General features: G+C 37.3%; 18 protein-coding genes. 11 read left to right on the top strand and 7 right to left on the bottom strand.

Annotation, left to right across the window (positions count from 1 at the left end):
* Positions 1 to 58 precede the first annotated feature (58 nt).
* Positions 59 to 655, top strand: a complete 597-nt coding sequence (locus JR347_RS04045; protein ID WP_205722774.1) for a YkgJ family cysteine cluster protein — start codon at positions 59 to 61, stop codon at positions 653 to 655.
* On the opposite strand, the gene JR347_RS04040 is transcribed toward JR347_RS04045, so the two are convergent.
* Positions 652 to 2,388 (bottom strand): ABC transporter ATP-binding protein, encoded by a 1,737-nt coding sequence (locus tag JR347_RS04040; RefSeq protein WP_205722773.1) that lies wholly within the window; start codon positions 2,386 to 2,388, stop codon positions 652 to 654. The two genes, JR347_RS04045 and JR347_RS04040, sit on opposite strands and share 4 nt — an antisense overlap.
* 100 nt (positions 2,389 to 2,488) lie before the next feature.
* Here JR347_RS04040 and JR347_RS04035 point away from each other — a divergent pair, with 100 nt between their 5' ends.
* From JR347_RS04035 to JR347_RS04025, 3 genes are all read left to right on the top strand, one after another.
* Entirely contained in the window at positions 2,489 to 2,668 is a 180-nt protein-coding gene (locus tag JR347_RS04035) for a hypothetical protein (RefSeq protein ID WP_205722772.1), read from the top strand.
* Between the two features lie 422 nt (positions 2,669 to 3,090).
* Positions 3,091 to 4,317 carry a 4-hydroxy-3-methylbut-2-enyl diphosphate reductase gene (locus JR347_RS04030; RefSeq protein ID WP_205723838.1) on the top strand — a complete coding sequence of 409 codons (1,227 nt, stop codon included), beginning with the start codon at positions 3,091 to 3,093 and terminating at the stop codon, positions 4,315 to 4,317.
* A gap of 194 nt (positions 4,318 to 4,511) precedes the next feature.
* Entirely contained in the window at positions 4,512 to 5,003 is a 492-nt protein-coding gene (locus JR347_RS04025; protein ID WP_205722771.1) for a phosphatase PAP2 family protein, read from the top strand.
* Here JR347_RS04025 and JR347_RS04020 read toward each other — a convergent pair.
* Complete coding sequence (locus JR347_RS04020; RefSeq protein ID WP_205722770.1) at positions 5,000 to 6,967, bottom strand: tetratricopeptide repeat protein; 1,968 nt, start codon at positions 6,965 to 6,967, stop codon at positions 5,000 to 5,002. The genes JR347_RS04025 and JR347_RS04020 overlap by 4 nt on opposite strands.
* Before the next feature lie 199 nt (positions 6,968 to 7,166).
* On the opposite strand from JR347_RS04020, the gene JR347_RS04015 reads away from it, so the two are divergent.
* Positions 7,167 to 8,558: an MATE family efflux transporter gene (locus JR347_RS04015; protein WP_205722769.1), complete on the top strand. Its 1,392-nt coding sequence runs from the start codon at positions 7,167 to 7,169 to the stop codon at positions 8,556 to 8,558.
* A gap of 131 nt (positions 8,559 to 8,689) precedes the next feature.
* On the opposite strand, the gene JR347_RS04010 is transcribed toward JR347_RS04015, so the two are convergent.
* Positions 8,690 to 10,531 carry a T9SS type A sorting domain-containing protein gene (locus JR347_RS04010; RefSeq protein WP_205722768.1) on the bottom strand — a complete coding sequence of 614 codons (1,842 nt, stop codon included), beginning with the start codon at positions 10,529 to 10,531 and terminating at the stop codon, positions 8,690 to 8,692.
* Positions 10,521 to 11,231 carry a hypothetical protein gene (locus JR347_RS04005; protein WP_205722767.1) on the bottom strand — a complete coding sequence of 237 codons (711 nt, stop codon included), beginning with the start codon at positions 11,229 to 11,231 and terminating at the stop codon, positions 10,521 to 10,523. The genes JR347_RS04010 and JR347_RS04005 overlap by 11 nt, the downstream gene beginning before the upstream one ends.
* 271 nt (positions 11,232 to 11,502) lie before the next feature.
* On the opposite strand from JR347_RS04005, the gene JR347_RS04000 reads away from it, so the two are divergent.
* Together JR347_RS04000 and JR347_RS03995 are read left to right on the top strand one after the other, a co-directional pair.
* Positions 11,503 to 11,931, top strand: a complete 429-nt coding sequence (locus tag JR347_RS04000) for an SRPBCC family protein (RefSeq protein ID WP_205722766.1) — start codon at positions 11,503 to 11,505, stop codon at positions 11,929 to 11,931.
* Between the two features lie 5 nt (positions 11,932 to 11,936).
* A complete protein-coding gene (locus JR347_RS03995; protein WP_205722765.1) occupies positions 11,937 to 12,320 on the top strand; it encodes a YciI family protein in 384 nt (127 codons plus the stop codon).
* A gap of 1 nt (position 12,321) precedes the next feature.
* On the opposite strand, the gene JR347_RS03990 is transcribed toward JR347_RS03995, so the two are convergent.
* Positions 12,322 to 13,278 (bottom strand): calcium/sodium antiporter, encoded by a 957-nt coding sequence (locus tag JR347_RS03990; protein WP_235689752.1) that lies wholly within the window; start codon positions 13,276 to 13,278, stop codon positions 12,322 to 12,324.
* A 161-nt stretch (positions 13,279 to 13,439) separates the two neighbouring features.
* Here JR347_RS03990 and JR347_RS03985 point away from each other — a divergent pair, with 161 nt between their 5' ends.
* Positions 13,440 to 14,741 carry a cation:proton antiporter domain-containing protein gene (locus tag JR347_RS03985; RefSeq protein WP_205722764.1) on the top strand — a complete coding sequence of 434 codons (1,302 nt, stop codon included), beginning with the start codon at positions 13,440 to 13,442 and terminating at the stop codon, positions 14,739 to 14,741.
* A gap of 25 nt (positions 14,742 to 14,766) precedes the next feature.
* Here the strand turns inward: JR347_RS03985 and JR347_RS03980 are convergent, their stop codons facing one another.
* Both JR347_RS03980 and JR347_RS03975 read right to left on the bottom strand, forming a co-directional pair.
* Positions 14,767 to 15,165, bottom strand: a complete 399-nt coding sequence (locus tag JR347_RS03980; protein WP_205722763.1) for a hypothetical protein — start codon at positions 15,163 to 15,165, stop codon at positions 14,767 to 14,769.
* A 179-nt stretch (positions 15,166 to 15,344) separates the two neighbouring features.
* Entirely contained in the window at positions 15,345 to 16,298 is a 954-nt protein-coding gene (locus JR347_RS03975) for a YpdA family putative bacillithiol disulfide reductase (RefSeq protein ID WP_205722762.1), read from the bottom strand.
* Between the two features lie 117 nt (positions 16,299 to 16,415).
* Here JR347_RS03975 and JR347_RS03970 point away from each other — a divergent pair, with 117 nt between their 5' ends.
* Genes JR347_RS03970 through JR347_RS03960 form a run of 3 tightly spaced genes read left to right on the top strand, consistent with a single transcriptional unit; the run spans position 16,416 to position 18,172 of the window.
* Positions 16,416 to 16,868, top strand: coding sequence for a GNAT family N-acetyltransferase (locus JR347_RS03970; protein WP_205722761.1), 453 nt, complete (start codon positions 16,416 to 16,418; stop codon positions 16,866 to 16,868).
* Complete coding sequence (locus JR347_RS03965) at positions 16,856 to 17,590, top strand: MBL fold metallo-hydrolase (RefSeq protein ID WP_205722759.1); 735 nt, start codon at positions 16,856 to 16,858, stop codon at positions 17,588 to 17,590. Before JR347_RS03970 ends, JR347_RS03965 begins: the two co-directional genes overlap by 13 nt.
* A 39-nt stretch (positions 17,591 to 17,629) precedes the next feature.
* A complete protein-coding gene (locus JR347_RS03960) occupies positions 17,630 to 18,172 on the top strand; it encodes a hypothetical protein (protein WP_205722757.1) in 543 nt (180 codons plus the stop codon).
* Positions 18,173 to 18,250 lie beyond the last annotated feature (78 nt).

Here is an 18,250-nt window from a genome sequence, read left to right as displayed (position 1 = left end):
TCAGTAAGCTGATAATTTAAATATCGACAGTATATACATTTGCAAAATATTTGGCGATATGTCAATCTATCTTAAAGTCAAAGCTGTTGAACGGGTTTTCAATAGCCTTGAGAAGGATATAAAATCCTTTCAGCAAAGTACCGGTTTGGGTTGTGTAAGTGGTTGTGGTTTGTGTTGCCATAAGCCCAACATCACAGCCACAGCTTTAGAATTCTTACCTTTTGCATACGAATTATATAAGCAAAATCTCGCCTATCAATGGTTGGATGACTTGCAGACTAATAAATCCGGGTTTTGCAGAATACTAAACCCCATGCCTGTGGAAGGCTCCAAAGGCTTTTGTGGTCACTATCAGTATCGTGGCCTCATTTGCAGGGCTTTTGGGTTTGCAGCTATGAAGAACAAACTCGGCCAACCAACACTTGTAACCTGCAAAACAATTAAAACAGAATTTCCTGAAAGCTATGAAAGAGCTTCTAACCATGTTTCTTCAGGAAAGAACGTACCACTTATGTCCAATTATTATCATCAACTAAGAAGTATAGATTCGGATTTAGGCAGAGAACTTATACCCATTAATGATGCCATATTATCAGCGGTTAAAGTAGTACTGGGCCACTACGCCTACCGCAAGCCTTATCGTAGAAGGGCTTAAATCCTAGCCTGATACTCATGCAAGTTGTGATACCTTCCTTTTTTGGTAAGCAATTCATCATGCTTGCCTCGTTCTACAATTTCGCCATTTTCAATCACCAGAATTTGGTCTGCCTGCCGAATAGTACTTAGCCGGTGGGCGATAACAAATGTAGTTCTGCCCTTCATTAAAGATTTTAGACTTTCCTGTATATATGCCTCACTTTCCAGGTCGAGGTTGGAAGTTGCTTCATCTAAAATAAGAATCTTAGGATTTGCCAAAATTGCTCTGGCTATAGCCAAACGCTGCTGCTGTCCACCTGATAATTTCACCCCTCTCTCACCGATCATAGTATCCAACCCCTTTTCAAACCGATCTGTAAATTCATTCACATGAGCAGCTTTTACCGCATGTATTAACTCTTCTTCAGACGCATCGGGCCTAGGAAATAATATGTTCTCTTTAATTGTGCCTTCGAATAAAAAGTCGTTTTGAAGAACTACACCCAATTGACTGCGGTAGCTTTCTAGGGTTATTGTAGTTAAGTCGACTCCATCAACCAACACTTTGCCTGAATCAGGCACCAGGAATGATGCTGCCATCCCCGCAATGGTACTTTTCCCTGAACCGGAAGTTCCTACAAGGGCAGTTACTGTTCCTCGCTGAGCCTCAAAACTGATATTTTTGATAACTTTTTTATCTTCTTCGTAAGAAAAAGAAACATCTTGAAAAGTAATATCACCCGTTATTTCACGCATCTGTTTTGTTCGTACAGTAGGATCGTCTTCAAGAGGTGTATTTAATATCTCTTCAGTTCGGTCAAGGCCGGCAAAAGCTTCGGTTAATTGGCTTCCTATATTACTCATTTGTACAATTGGAGCAATCATAAACCCTAAGTAGAGTGTAAACGCCAGAAAGTCTCCGAAGGTCATATCCCCATTCATTATCATATAACCTCCAATACCCATAATTCCAGTAGAAGCCAGCCCCAGAAGAAATGTGGCTGAACTCGTTACAAAGCTCGTTGAGGTAAGGCTTTTTTTGATATTTAAGAAAAGTCGTGTTACTCCATCTTCAAAAGTCTTTATCTCTTGTGCTTCTGCATTAAACCCCTTTATAACCCTTACTCCACCTAAAGTTTCTGTAAGTCTGCCGGTAACTTCGGCATTAATAACACCTCTTTCTCTAAATATCGGTCTGATTTTACCAAAGGCTTTCAACGAAATAAAACCGAATATGGCTACAGGAACCAGCACATAGAGTGTCATCATTGGGCTGATACTAATAAGTAGAAAGAGGCAAATGACAGATGTTAAAATTCCACCAAAGAGCTGAGCTAGGCCTGTACCCACAATATTTCTAACACCTTCAACATCGGTCATAATTCTTGATACAAGCTCTCCCGTTTTGGCGTTATCAAAAAAACGTACCGGCAGTTTAATAATATGTGCCTGCACTTTGGACCTTAACTGCGAAATAAGCTGTTGAGCCTCCACGCTCAATATTTGTGTAAGAGCAAATGAGGTGATCGCCTGTACCGTTACTGCGATTCCCACCGCCAGCAAAAGTAGTTTGAGCATTTCCAAATTATTATTCGGAATCACATCGTCCATCAGGTATTTACTAGCCCCAGGAAGTACTAAACCCGCCAAGCGACTAATAATTATCAGAACTAAACCTATAAGAAGCTGCGTTCTGCGCGGCCAAACTATAGTTTTAAAAACGTGACCTATCGTAACCTTACTCTTGCTCATCTATATTCAGTTGATTTGATATTGTAAACTAACACCTAATTGTCCTCTAAAAGTGCCACTAATTCAAAAATGTTCATAAGCCTGTTTTTATCGCTTATAAATGGTGGATAACTATCTGCTTTTACTAAAAAATTTCGGTGGAAAACATGTGGGAAACAAAGAGCAGCAAAAGTTTGCTCGTGCGAAATTAATAACGACATTAGATTCATCAAACGAGGTTATTTCGTTCGCAGATACAAAAGTGTATCAGGTAAGTATTGAAGATTTCGAGAATATGTGATGAAAGGTTTAAGTGCGTAAGCATTTAATCTGAAATAGGTTTCCTACGCTATCGCTATTTATAGAGAAGTTTGATAACCGATTGGTTCGCCAAAAGGTTTTTTGAATTATTCTTTTGGTCTTAAAGATTTAACGGCTTGTCTGTTAAATTGAAATGAGCGATCACGACAAGTCAAAAGAATTATATCACCTAAGGGAGTGGTATTTCTTGAAGAAACTTCAGGAAAATCAGAAGTGAGTCTTTTATTAGACAAACAGAAGCACAAATAACAACGTTTGAACCATCGATCAGCTTTGCTGTGAGATGAAATGGGGGTTTTTCGTTTAGAAAAGTCCCCATTTTTGTTTTTAAGGGGATCAAAACTTATGTTCATGTATCTTTGTTCATAGAAAAGTTAAACGGTCAACTTAAAAGAAAAAGCCATTAAAAAATTCGATATACCTTCATACTATCGCTCTTCCATTACAGGTAGGGTTAAGGAGATAAGGAAAGAATCCGATCCCAGGAAAAAAGACTTTTCACCGGCAGTAATGGATTTTGGTGCTGTTCAATTCTATATTGCAAGGCACTTTGGCTTCTGCTATGGTGTAGAAAATGCCATTGAAATTAGCTATAAAGCGCTCGAAGAGAACCGTGATAAAAATGTATTTCTACTTAGCCAGATGATTCATAATCAAGAGGTTAATAACGATTTGGTTTCTCGAGGGATTAAATTTATTATGGATACTGATGGCACCCAGTTTATTCCTTGGGAACAGCTAAAACCCGATGATATAGTGATAGTACCGGCTTTTGGCACCACATTGGAAATAGAGGAAATACTTAACAACATTGGTATTGAAGTTCAGCGGTATAATACTACCTGCCCATTTGTTGAAAAGGTATGGAAGCGATCTGCAAAACTCGGGGAAGAAAGCCACACCATCATCATTCACGGAAAGCATAACCATGAAGAAACCAGAGCCACTTTTTCTCACAGTTCTAAGGGTGCTCCTTCGGTTATTGTTAAGAACATGTCCGAGACAGAGTTTCTTTGTGATGTAATTAAAGGAAATAAAACACCTGATGAGTTCTATCAATTTTTTGAAGGTAAGTATTCAGATGGGTTCGATCCTGAAAGAGATTTAAAGCGAGTGGGTGTAGTAAACCAAACCACTATGTTGGCTACAGAAACTCAGGCTATCGCAGACTATGTTAAAAAAACTATGCAAGAGGTTTATGGTGAAGCAGACTTAAAAGACCACTTTGCGGATACACGGGATACGCTCTGCTATGCCACTAATGATAACCAGGATGCCACTTATGCCTTGCTTGAGCAAAATGCTGATATAGCTATTGTAGTTGGAGGGTATAACAGCTCTAATACTTCGCACATAGTGGAGCTTTGTGAGCGAAAATATCCAACCTATTTTATTAATAGTCCGGATGAAATTATAGGTGAGCAGCTTATCAATCATTACGATTATCCTAATCATAAACATTTAACAACAGATAATTGGCTACCCAAAAAATCGCCAACCAAAATAGTTTTAACGAGTGGCGCTAGTTGCCCCGATACACTGGTGGATCAGGTATTATTGAAGATTTTATCTTATTTTAATGAAGCCAAATCTGTAGAAACGGTGATGGCAGAAATTGAGAATCAATAGTTTAATTAATCATCAAAAAGTCTTCCTCGCTTTCTTTCGCGCTCACCATTTTTATAGCAGGACTAATTTGTGTTGTAGGGTTAATTATATTTACCAGGTTTTCATCACAACTACATACCGATGAGTTAATTGAATTTGACCGGCAATTTAGTGATCTAATTTATAGTAGTAGGAGTGACATGTTTACCTTAATTATGGTAGCTGTTACCTCACTTGGAAGTGCTACCGCCTATTTTTTTATAATACCGGTTATAGGTTGGATACTTTACAGAAATGATCGTACATGGGCGCACTCGATCGAGGCTTTTATTATTCTTATATCCAGCTTTCTGATAAACCTTGCATTAAAATTCTATTATGGCCGATTGCGGCCAGATGAAAGCCTGCAACTCATACTACTTCGGGAAGGATCGTTAAGTTTTCCAAGTGGACATAGCATGACCTCGATGGCCTTTTATGGATTCCTTATTTACCTCGTTTGGCAATACACTCAGTCAAAAACTAAAAAAGTATTTTTCATTTCAGCTCTAACGCTGCTGATTCTTTTGATTGGCTTTAGTAGGATTTACCTTGGCGCCCATTTTCCTTCAGATGTTTTAGCTGGTTTTGCAGCAGGACTAATATGGCTATTGGTATGTATTTCTATTCTTCGATCTTACCAATTTAAAAAATTGAGATCCCATTAAACCCGTACACCAATTAAAAGCATATCATCGGTCTGTTCATTTTCACCTTGCCATTTCACTAACTCACTTTCAATTATTCTTTTTTGTTCATTTAGAGGCTTTTCACACACATCCTTCAGCAATTTTTTAAAGCGGAAATACATAAATTTTTTATTTTCACTGCCTCCAAATTGATCTACCAATCCATCAGTAAATAAATAGACTAAGTCGTTTGGCTGTAATGCCAATTCATGTTCTTGGTAATGTCTTTCGGCTTCAAATAATACTCCTCCTACTGGGTAATGATCGCCTTTAACTACATTTAGTTCACTGCCATGGAAGAAATACATTGGCCGTTTAGCACCTGCAAAAGTGAGTTTCTTGGTATTTCTATCCATCATACAAATGCCTATGTCCATGCCATCATCTACCTGTGTATATAGCTTGTTTGATTTGAGACTTCTCAGTACCCTTTTATTCAACTCGGTGAGTACTTCTCCCGGATTAAGAACATTGGCTTCGTATACTATCTGATTTAATAATGAATTGCCCATAACATTCAAAAAGGCCGCTGGTACGCCATGCCCCGTACAATCTACTGCAGCAATGAGCACCTTATCTCCTTTTTCTGCGAACCAATAAAAATCTCCGCTTACCACATCACGGGCTCTGGCCATTACAAAGGCTTCTTTAAAAACACTATTCAGCTTTTCATCTTCAGGTAATATTGCTTGTTGAATATTTTTCGCACATAGAATACTATCCATAATATTCCTGTTCTTTTCAACAATCTCCTCGTTTTGTACCCGAAGCAGATTATTTGCTTTGGTTTTGTAATTATTCTTCCGAATCTGAAGAATGATAATCACACTAATGAGTAGTACAATTCCTGCCAACCAATAAATAACCATTTGAGTATTGGAAAGCTTGAGATCCTTAATTTCAGACTCTTTGTTAAGCAGCTGAATTTTATTCTCTCTTTGTTTTATTTGATAGTTGTTTTCAATTTGAGCTAACTTTTGTGCTTGCTCCTCACTGAATTGTTGCTCATTAATGGCAGTATACTTTTCGTAATATTCCAACGCCATTTTAAAATCTCCAAGTTGTTTGTACACTTCCGACAAACCCAGATAATTTTTTCCTAATAGCGTTTTAGCGTTAATCTCTTCCGCCATCCCCAAAGCCATTTGATATTTTTCTAAGGCCCTTTCATATTCACCGTTAAGGAAATTTAATCTGCCTATTCTTCTGACTAATTCTGATTTATTGTATTGCTCATCAATATCATCCATCATAGACATAGCTCTTGAATAATAATATTCTGCAGAATCATACATGTTTCTGTTCAGGTAATTATCTGCCAGATTACTCAGGTCTTTAAATGTTCCAATAGTTTGACCCAGGTTCTGATCAACCCGTAGCGACTGCATAAAATAGTCATGTGCTATGTCATAATTACCGAGATCGCTCTGTACTAAGCCCAAATTGCTCAGTGTATTGGCCACTCCCAGTTTATCCCCTCTGTTTCTCTTAATCTTTAGAGATTTTTCATAGTACTCTATTGATTCCTCTACTCGTCCAAGATCAATGAGTATAAGGCCAACATTATTATAAATCTTTGCTATTTGAACACTGTCTTGTATTTGCTCATAAATGTTTAAAACATCGTAGAAGTAATTCAAGGTTTTCTCATAATCTCCTAAACCGAAATATACGATCCCCAAAAAATTGTATGCCCCGGCAGCAATTCTGCTTGCTCCGATTTCCAAACCTAACTCTGCGGATTTAGATGAGTACTCTATAGCAGCGTTGATGTCTTCTCCCTGCACTGCCTTAGCATATTGATAATAAGCCTCGGCACGTATCGAATCATCTTTTGTAGTTGTAAATACCGCCTCTATACTATCTAACGTAGTCTGTTTCGATTGGCCATGACCCAATACAGGTATCAAAAGAAAAGTTAAAAAAATAAAGCTATATTTCATATAATGGCGTTTTCCGGACAACAAGCAATTTGAAACTTGCAATTATTTCTTCATATTTACAACCAATTAATAAAATCTTCTTTGAAGATTTAAACCTTACGCACATGAACATTTTATCGGTAAAACTTTAGGTGGACCCTTCAGAAGGTTAGCCGCCTAATTCGCAGTCTAATCTTATTCTACATTTAAAACCGATAAAATGCGTTTTCAAAAATATTTTAAATATTTCATGCAAGCCTTAAAAGGCGAACAAAAAAGCTTTGTTTCAGGAGACATTAACAAGGCCATATTCATGTTATCCGTACCCATGATTTTGGAAATGGTGATGGAGTCTCTTTTTGCTGTGGTTGATATTTACTTTGTTGGTAAAGTCAGTGTAAATGCAGTAGCCACTGTAGCCTTAACAGAATCCGTGATTATGATTATTTATGCTCTGGCTATAGGTCTTAGTATGGCTGCAACGGCAGTAGTATCCAGAAGAATTGGCGAAAATAATCCTGACAAAGCAGCCGAGGCTGGCTTACAGGCTATTTTTATTACAGTAGTGGTATCCACAGTTTTTTCTCTGATCGGTATCTTCTTTGCCAAAGAAATTCTATTTCTAATGGGAGGAGAACCTGATTTGATTGCTGAAGGATTTGGCTACACAAAAATTATGTTGGGCGGAAATATTACGGTAATGCTGTTGTTTCTAATCAATGCAATATTTCGTGGTGCAGGAGATGCCTCCATTGCCATGCGAGTATTGTGGATAGCCAACGGACTTAACATTATTCTTGATCCGATATTTATTTTTGGGTTAGGCCCAATACCTGCTTTTGGTGTTGAAGGTGCAGCTATAGCCACCAACATAGGACGAGGCATTGGTGTAATCATTCAACTGTGGGTGCTTACAGGAAAATCATCGGCTATTCGAATAAGCCTGCAGCATATTAAACTGAAATGGCAAACCATTAGAAACCTTATTAATATATCTCTCGGTGGAATTGGCCAGTATATGATCGGCACATTGAGTTGGCTCTTTCTGGTGAGAATTAGTGCCGTATTTGGCAGTGAAGTATTAGCCGGTTATGCCATTGCTTTTCGGATAATAATGTTCACCATACTTCCCTCATGGGGTTTGAGCAATGCAGCGGCAACTTTAGTAGGCCAAAATTTAGGTGCTAAATTTCCTGATAGGGCTGAGGCTTCTGTATGGCGATGCGCCTTTTTTAATATGATCTTTTTGGCAATCATCTCGTTGATTTTTGGAATCTGGGCAGAATGGTTTGTACGCTTGTTTGCCTCTGAGCCTGAAGTGGTAAAGTATGGTGCACTTGCATTACGTGTAATCTGTTGTGGTTATATATTCTTTGCCTATGGAATGGTCATAGGGCAGTCGTTTAATGGAGCTGGTGATACACGCACGCCAACCATTATAAATTTCTTCTGCTTCTGGATGTTTGAAGTTCCGTTGGCTTGGGTACTTTCTAGGACATTGGAGTTAGGGCCTTTAGGAATTTTTCTGGCCATTGCTATAGCATCTTCATTATTCGCTTTTGTTAGCATACATATATTCAGAAAAGGAAACTGGAAAACCGTTCAAGTATAATGTAGCCAATCGAAAGTAATCTGTGAACTCAAAGCCAATTTAATGTACATTAAAAATAAACCCTGCGCTTTATTAGACACAGGGTTTATAACTGTATCGCAAATTAATTCATAGACTTTTATTGTTACCAGTTACTCTATGAACACCCTTTCTGTAAATTCTTTCTCTCTAGTAATTATGGACAGTATATATATACCTTTTTTCAAATCTGAGGTTTCTATCCTTAACAAATCATTCTTATTGTTTTCAGAATAATATACCATTTCTCTTCTATTTGAATATAATATCACATTATATCCTTCAGCTAGTTCTTCTTGCGTTAATTGAGGAGTGATTTCAAAATAACTTGTCGCTGGATTTGGAGCTATAACTATAGCAGGTGCAGGTCCTGGATCGGGTAAACATGGAGCATGCGGAGGGCAATCATCTCCACCTCCACCACCTATGCCACCACCACCGCTTCCGGGTATAATAACGGTTAAGCCGGTATATCCTGTGCCTGAATTACCACATATCCCTTGAGGATAACATCTGATTTGATAAGTGCCAGGGGTAGCAGAAGTCCAAACCTTTAAGACAGGGCCATTTCTATCAAAGCCGCTCAAAAACGAAAAGCCTGCAGGAAGCACCCAATTATAACTTGTAGCACCCGGCACATTTTCTACTTGAATAAAATTAAGGCTTTCTGGCTGTAAGTTAATAGGATCTGTATCTCTATATCCCCAAACATAAACATCTGAATAATGCGCTTGTTTTGGAGGGCCTACCCAAATATTATATCTTTTGGTAATGTTACCACAGGCTGTATTTATTGAAGCCTGAACCCAGCCATTTCCACGTATGGTAGTAGAACTGGCCCTCACCCTGTAATTTGTAGTTCCTTGACCTGATACATAAAGAAGGTTGCTACTATGTGTCCAGCTGACAGAAGCACCAGAAGGCAAATTATTTAAACCATAAGTAGTACCCGTAGAACAGGCTGTTGATGAGCCAGATATAGAAGGCGGATTTGTTGGACTCGAAAGGTTTAAAGCAATGGATTTGGTAGAGGCAGATGTTTGCAACCCGCATATATTTGCCTTAACTGTTACTGTTCCACCACTTACTCCATTAGGTACAAGAGTAATAGTGTTAGAATTGTTAAGGCCCTGAACTTGCCAGTTGCTAGGATAAGTCCATGTATAGCTTGTTGCACCGGCAATGGAGGTTATAGAATATTGAATTGGACTTGTGTCAGAGCAAACAACATTATCAGGGCCAGAAATATCGCTTATTTGAGGCAAGGTTCTGGTTATGGTTTTAACTGTACTCCAATTGGTGTAAAATGGACCCGCATTATTAATACCACGAACTCTAATATTTCCTTCAGAACAACTGTTAGGTTTTACTGTAATTTTCTTTGTAGAACCTCCGCTAACTATTGTCCAGCCTGAAGGTATTTGCCATTCATATGAATCAACATATTTGGGATTAACATCATTTGACCCAATATTAGGATATCGAATGGGTTGAATCTCATATACCTGATTGGCTGTTGAGTTAACAGGAATTTGACTATTCCCAGAAATGGCTGGTGGATTGACACCCTTTAAGGAAAGAATTGGTATATCGAAAATTTGATTATCATTTCCGCTTGCATTATCACAGTTCTCTGCAGCAATTTGAATGCTTCCTGTTTGATTTTTGTCAACCTCAAACCATCTGATTCTTACGAGCAACATATTGTAACCAGATATAGTTGAAGTGCTGCCGGTTTGCGACCCAAATTCTATTTCCCCATTTGTAACAGTCCATTCATAATAGCATGTAGGAATTGGGTTAGCTTGATTATTAATAGAATATTGAATCCATTCTCCGGGGTTAACAGCAAAGGTAATATCGGGTCCAACAATTTCAATTTGCCCATAATTCTTTGAATATGTAAGTAGCAATAAGGTAGTTAGTAATGTGAGTAGTAAAAGTTTATTTTTCATTTGGCTTTCGGTTTATAATTATACTTAAGTTTAAGACTGTAATTGGGTCTATGTTTATTTTAAAATCATCTACATTAATCTCACCCCTACCTTGACCTGGGGACGTAACTGTACCTGTTTGGTCTGTATAACGCCTTATTCTATACACAGCATTAAGAGAAGATTCTAATGATACTGCCAGCCATACTACCGGTTGATATTTCACACCGATAAAAGGGATTAAGCCCAGCTCCGTGGTCTTATCTGTTCCTTCATATAGACTAGGATCTGGAGCAATGGATGTAACGAAGCGAAAATCTTGACTGTACAACAGAAAATGGGCATCCATCCCGTAGAAAAATATTGATTGTGGTGACAGTATTCTCTTAAATTCAAGGCCTGGTCTTAACAGTAAGGAGAAACTATCTTCAGTTCTGGGAAGGGAATTGAGTACCTGAGATGAATCATACATATTATTCTCAATTCCTATTCTCAACCTAATGGCTTTAGAAGAACCCTTTTTGCTTAAATAATTGTATCTGGCAAATAAGCTCGTAGCTGGCAGTGTGTTTTTATCAATGAGCCAGAGCAGGTCTGTTCCTACTTCCCAAGACTTCGTGGAGTCTATGTCTGCCACATTCTTCTCAGACTGACCGTGGGCTGCGATTGTAGGCAGAATTAACAGTAAGAGAATTAGTTTGTTTAACGACTTTTCTATCATATTACTTTCTTGAAATAATTAAAGATTTAGTTTGACACATAAGATATTCTTAAATAGTTGAAAAGAGAATGTTACTTATTTAATTATATTTTTTTCATAAATATATATATTTTCATTTTTATATCAATATTATATATAGTTTTAATTTTAATTAATTATATCTATTTATTGATTAACTTGTTTAAAATCAATTGATTACATTGCTCTTACTTGAAATTTCAATACCTAATATGAATTGAAAGTGGTAAATTGTAAGGCAAACCCACTTGCAATGAAATCTATTGTTAAAAAAATCACGCTTGAAGTTCCCGTGAAAGTAATTTGGGATAAATGGACTACTGAAGGCGGCATTAAATCGTTTTTTGCTAAAAAATGTAAAGTACAACTTGAAATAGGAGGTGCCTTTGAGATGTATTTTCTGCTCGGTAACCAACAGGGATTACAGGGTTCCGAGGGGTGTAAAATACTCAGTTATTTGCCTGAAAAAATGCTTTCATTTTCATGGAATGCACCACCTGAATACCCTACAGTTAGAGGTATTCATACCTGGGTAGTTCTTTTATTTAAAGAATCAGGTGCACATACTGAATTGACTTTAACTCACTTAGGATGGGGCACAGGAGAAGAGTGGGACAAGGTATACGCCTATTTTGAAAATGCCTGGGATTTCGTGTTTAATAAACTTAAAGAAAGCATATAGTAATTATGAAAACACTTTTTACAATCACAATCGTCTTAGCTGCCCATTTGATAATGGCCCAAGACAAAGAAGGCAATCCCCCAATGGAAATAGTAAAGTACTATTTTGTTGAGCTTATTACGAACCCCGATAAACCTGAGCTACCAAAGGCACAAGTAGATAGTATACAAAGAGCACACATGGCCAATATTTCTAAAATGATAACCGACAAAAAATTAGTTCTGGCTGGACCGTTTGAAAATGGAGGAGGTATCTTCATTCTTAAAGTTGAGAGCATGGAAGAAGCCGAAAAGCTTGTGGCTCAAGATCCTGCCATTAGTGCAGGGCGGTTAACCACAGAAATAAGGCCATGGTATACGGCCAAAGGATCATTTGTATTGGAAGAGTAAACTAACCTCTTTCTATAAGGAATATGATATACCAGATATAGGCTATCAGGAAAAAGAAGCCTTCCCATCGGCTGATTACTGGTCGCTTACCAATTACTACGGCAAGAATGAGAGCAGTACTAGAGGCGATAATCATGAAAATATCTGAATTAGAAATGGAATCGTAAGGAATACTCTTTATTGAAGCACTTAATCCTAAAATCCATAATAGGTTAAATATATTTGAACCTACCACATTACCTACCGCTATATCAGTATCTCTCTTAAAAGCAGCCACCGCTGAAGTGACAAGTTCAGGCAGGGAAGTACCTACGGCAATGATTGTAAGCCCTATAAACGTTTCGCTCATACCAAATTCCCGAGCCATTGCCACTGCTCCATCTACTACCCATTGTCCACCAAAATAAAGACCAACCATTCCGATTACAATCAGAATTACTGATTTTGTAGTGGTCATTTCTTTGAACTCTTCATCGCTAAACTCCGATTTCTTCTGCTTTGAGACAATGTATACATAGCCCATAAAAAGGAAGAAAAAGAAAAGCAGAATAAAGCCATCTGCCTGACTAATGGCTAAATCTTCTGATTTGTTAAACAGGGCAGCATTTGCTAAAAAGCCCACTAACAGCGTTGCCGTTAACGAAAAAGGAACTTCAATGAAATAGGTGTTTTTAGTTATTGGCAAGGGGTTAATTAATGCCGAAATGCCAAGAATAAGAAGAATGTTAGCTACATTACTACCCAGAACGTTTCCGACTCCAATATCCGGGGTATCGTTATAACTGGCAATAAGGTTTACCAAAAGCTCCGGCAGCGATGTGCCAAAAGAAACAATTGTTAACCCTATGATGATACTTGAAATGTTAAGCTTTTTGCCTATCGAAGTGGCGCCATCAACAAGTAGATCGGCCCCTTTTATTAGAAAAACAAAACCTATTACAAACAGAATGTAAATCAAAACGTTACTAGTTATAGCTGACTAAAATAGTGTATTTTTAATGCACTTTAATATTTTTTCAATTTTTTTTATAACCCTAAGCAAGTACAAAGTTCTTCATTATTTTATGCGGAACTACATGTACCCGAGTGTATTCTTTATATGTAAAAAAGTAACCATTAATGGAATTAATTAACCCGTATACCATAGTAATCATATTATCACTGATAATTATAATATCCTATCTTTTTAACCTTCTTTCAACTAAATCAGGCATACCCAGTGTGCTATTGCTTATTGGATTGGGCATTATATTGAATGCCCTTGGAAAGTATGTTGGCATACCAAAAACCACATATTTATTCGATATTTTAGAAATCCTTGGAATAGTAGGATTAATCATGATTGTGCTGGAAGCTGCTTTAGACCTGGAGTTGAACCGCAGCAAATGGCCCGTCATTTGGAAATCACTTCTAGTGGCATTTTTAAGCTTAGTTGGTTCTTCATTGGTAGTCGCGGGGGTTCTCAATTACTTCCTGGTTGATGATTACATTTTGGCATTAGTTTATGCAATTCCTGTTTCGGTGATAAGCAGCGCCATAGTTATCCCATCAGTAGGTGAAATGACGCCTGAAAAAAGAGAGTTTATGATCTACGAAAGTACTTTCTCCGATATTCTGGGAATTATGTATTTCTACTTTTTAGTTGGAAATATTGACAATAGTAGTGCTCAGGCTGTTGTTTGGGACATATCGCTTAACATCTTTATCACAGTTTTAATTTCCGTGGTTTCCAGCTATGCCTTGGTACTGGTATTTCAACGATTAAAAACACAGGTGAAGTTATTTCTTTTGATTGCTGTATTACTATTACTTTATTCTGTGGGTAAGTTATTCCACCTTTCTTCTTTATTAATAATCTTGATTTTTGGATTAGTACTGAACAACTACAAGCTCTTCTTTAGAGGCAAGCTGGCCTCCTTTTTGGACGTTAAATCCGTGCACAGCATACTTAGTAACTTCCATCTGGTTACTATTGAAACAGCGTTTGTGGTTCGCACGCTGTTCTTCGTACTTTTTGGAATATCAATTGACTTAAACGCACTGAAAGATTTAAATGCATTGGGTATTAGCCTGGTTATAGTTATTCTAATGCTGGGAATAAGGGCGATATTCTTAAAGCTTATTATTCGAAAAGATTTAAAGCCTCAATTATTAATGGCGCCAAGAGGGTTAATCACCATTCTCTTATACTTTTCCATTCCTGCTGCATTTCAGGTTGAAGGATTTAATTCATCCATTTACTTATATACCATTTTAATTACGAGTGGATTAATGGCAATAGCGTTGATTGCTGAAGGAAAGCATTTGGCACCGGTAGATGCTATGCAAATGGCCTATTGGAGAGAAATGGATAAGGAAATTGAAAATATTCCCGAGCAAGATAAGCATCGGGAGCCTGAAGAAAATGAGGAAAGTAAGTAAGTAACTCACTTTCCTCCCTATTCTATTATGATTTTTGAGCCTTTTTTACTTTCTGAATTTTAGACTCTAGCAATTCAGTATCTGCGTTCACATCATTTTCTTTCGCCTTCAGCATACTTTTCACATAGTATTCGATGGCTTTATCATGTAAATCGTTGTTTGCATAGTAATCTCCGGCAACTTCATACGCCTTGCTGTTTTCTTTAATTGAAATGGATTTTTCAAACCAGGCTTTTGCTTCTGTGAGATTTACATCTTTTTTAACACATAGCTCAGCAGCTTTTGCTAACGCTTTGTAATCGTCAGGAGCAGCATTACTAACAATGTCTCTTGCCTTTTCTACCGTTTTTTCGGTTCCACCTGCAAATACAGATACAGAGGCAATCATTGCCAATGCTACTAATGTTGTTTTTAACTTTTTCATGCTTGTTTATTTTGAGTTGTATTAATTAACCGAAACAAGCATGACCAATCTCGTGCCAAGTATATAACTACTTGATTATTAGATAGATAAAATTAATTTGCTTTGAATCAAGTGAGCGGAATTGATCAGGGACTGTTCATTTTTTGGACAGATAACTAATCCCATTTATTTACGTAGTCTCAGGATGTTATGTGGTTCATTATATTCTTTGCATGAATGCGGGAATTTTCAATAAACCACTTATTAGTTTTTAAACCGCCACATACAACTCCGGCTAAATAAACGCCTTCAATATTCGATTCATTGGTTTCCTGATTATAGACTGGTGTGTGAAATTCATCATCCTGAAAATTAATGCCAATGGATTCCATCAATGAGAAATTGGGTTCGTAACCTGTCATGGCTAAAACAAAATCATTATCAAGTGTTATTGACCCTTCAGGCGTTTGAATATGTACTTTATCCTCTTCAATTTTTGTGATTGTGCTTTCGAAATAGGCCTTAATAGACCCTTCTTTAATTCTATTTTCAATATCCGGCTTCACCCAATATTTTACAGAATCTAGAATTCCCTTTTCTCTAACTACCATTGTAACATTAGCCCCTTTTCTATACGTTTCGAGTGCCACATCTACAGCTGAATTAGCGGCACCAACAACTATTAAATTTTGTTTATAGTAAGGATGTGGCTCATCATAATAATGCTTCACTTTGGCCAAACCTTCTCCCTCCACATTCATCATATAAGGGAAATCGTAAAACCCGGTTGACAATACAATTGACTTTCCGTTGTAAACATCCTTGTCTGTTTCCACACTAATGCCCTTTGCATTCTTCTCGATTTTATTAACCTTTTCGTATAGCTTCACATTCAACTCATAGTGAGATGCCACTCTACGATAATACTCGAGCGCCTCAAACCTGTTTGGTTTGGCGCCATGAGATATGAAAGGAACATCACCAATTTCCAACTTATCTGAAGTGGAGAAAAAGGTCATATTAAGCGGATAGTTGTAAATAGAATTAACCAAACAACCCTTATCGATAATTATGTAGGAAAGTGATTTCTTTTGAGCCTCAATTCCACAGGCTAAACCAATGGGGCCTGCACCTATAATTATTACATCAACCATAGTACTTTACATTACCAGATTATATTACAAGTATAGCCCAAAAAGGTTCCGTAAAGGACAAAAGATAAGCCTATTGAATAAATCGGGAATTAATTTTTAATATGTTATATTTAAAATGTGAGCAGAGTTAGACCCGCAAAATTCAAAGAGCTGGAAATTATTGCTGATTTTCAAGCTGCAATGGCCCTTGAAACTGAAGGGCTCCATCTTGATAAAGAAAAAATTATTTTAGGCATTGAGGCTGTTTTCGAAGACCCTGGAAAAGGCAAATACTATGTTGTTACGGAAAATGAAGATGAAGTAATCGCCTGCTTGCTAATTACTCCTGAATGGAGTGAGTGGCGAAACGGAACAGTTTATTGGATTCAATCCGTATTTGTTAAGAAAGAACACAGAGGCAAAGGAATATTCAAAGAGTTATATCAATACATTCAAAACCTTGTGAAAGAAGACCCTGAACTAGTGGGCATCCGTTTGTATGTGGAGCGGGAAAATAAATCAGCGCAGGCTGTATATGAAAAACTTGGCATGAATGGTGAACACTACAAACTTTACGAATGGTTAAAATAATTGCTTCCATATTTTCGATTGTACTGTGCTCTGCTGCGGCATACTCACAAGAGTATGAAGTAGATAAATTTGACACTGGTGATGGAAAAGAATTAGAAATCACTTTTGTAGGCCATGGCTCTTTAGTGTTTAAATATGATGGTAATGTCATCCATATAGACCCATCATCAAGAGAAGCGGATTACGAGACTATGAATGATGCAGATTTGATTTTGATCACTCACCACCATGGTGACCATTGCAATCCAGATGCGGTGGATAAAATTAAAACAGATGATACTAAAATTATCTCTACTCAACTCAGTGTAGACAAATTAGGACTTGGTACTGTCCTGCCAAATGGTGAATCAACAGATTTTAAAAATATAAACATAGAAGCTATTCCTGCTTATAATTTAGTTCACACAAGAGATAACGGAGAATTCTATCATCCAAAAGGAACATGTAACAGTTATGTGTTAACCATTGGCAATAAGCGCATATTCATTGGTGGCGACACGGAGAACACACCTGAAATGAAGGCACTTGAAAATATAGATATTGCTTTCTTGCCTATGAACTTGCCCTATACCATGACTCCTGAAATGGTGGCAGATGCCGCTAAGGCATTTAAACCAAAGATTCTTTATCCATATCATTATGGAAAAACGGATACTTCGATCATTGTTTCTTTAATGAAAGATGAAGAAGAAGTTGAAACTCGCATGAGGAACATGCCATAATAAATTTGATTTTAAATCGTATTTAAATAAAACCAACTTATGAAATTCTTATTATCCCTTTGTCTGTCTGTATTTGCTTTTAACCTTTTTGCACAAATCGAAGGAACACCCTTTCCTGATATGGAAACAGAAACGGTTGAAGATAAAGTAATAAATATTCCTGTGGATGTTCAGGACAAATACACGCTACTGGCACTGGCTTATTCTAAGAAAGCTGAAAAGGATTTGACTAGCTGGTTTAGTCCTGTTTACAATAAGTTTATTAAAGAAGCCACCGGTGTTTTTGCTTCCTTTTCGTACGATATTAACGTGTTCTTTGTGCCCATGTTTACCGGAGTTAAAGCTGCAGCAACCGGCACTGCTAAACGGAAAACAGCTGAAGAATTAGACCCGCTTCTTGTGCCTAACATTTTGTTTTACAAAGGCAGTTTAAAGCCTTATAAGGATGCACTGGAGTTCGATAAGAAAGATGTTCCCTACTTATTTCTTGTGGACAAAGATGGTAAAATAGCCTATGCTACATCCGGTGAATATACGGATGAAAAAATGGAAGCTATGGAGGAATTTCTCGATAGTTTATAATAAAATAACTTCCACTAAACGTCAAATAATACTACTTAACGATAGACAATACACTTTGGCTTAATGCCTGTTCACCTT

The organism is Fulvivirga lutea (genome assembly GCF_017068455.1).
GTDB lineage: Bacteria > Bacteroidota > Bacteroidia > Cytophagales > Cyclobacteriaceae > Fulvivirga > Fulvivirga lutea.
The sequence above is the reverse complement of the archived record's forward strand: the minus strand, read 5'-3'. Positions and strand labels throughout refer to the sequence as shown.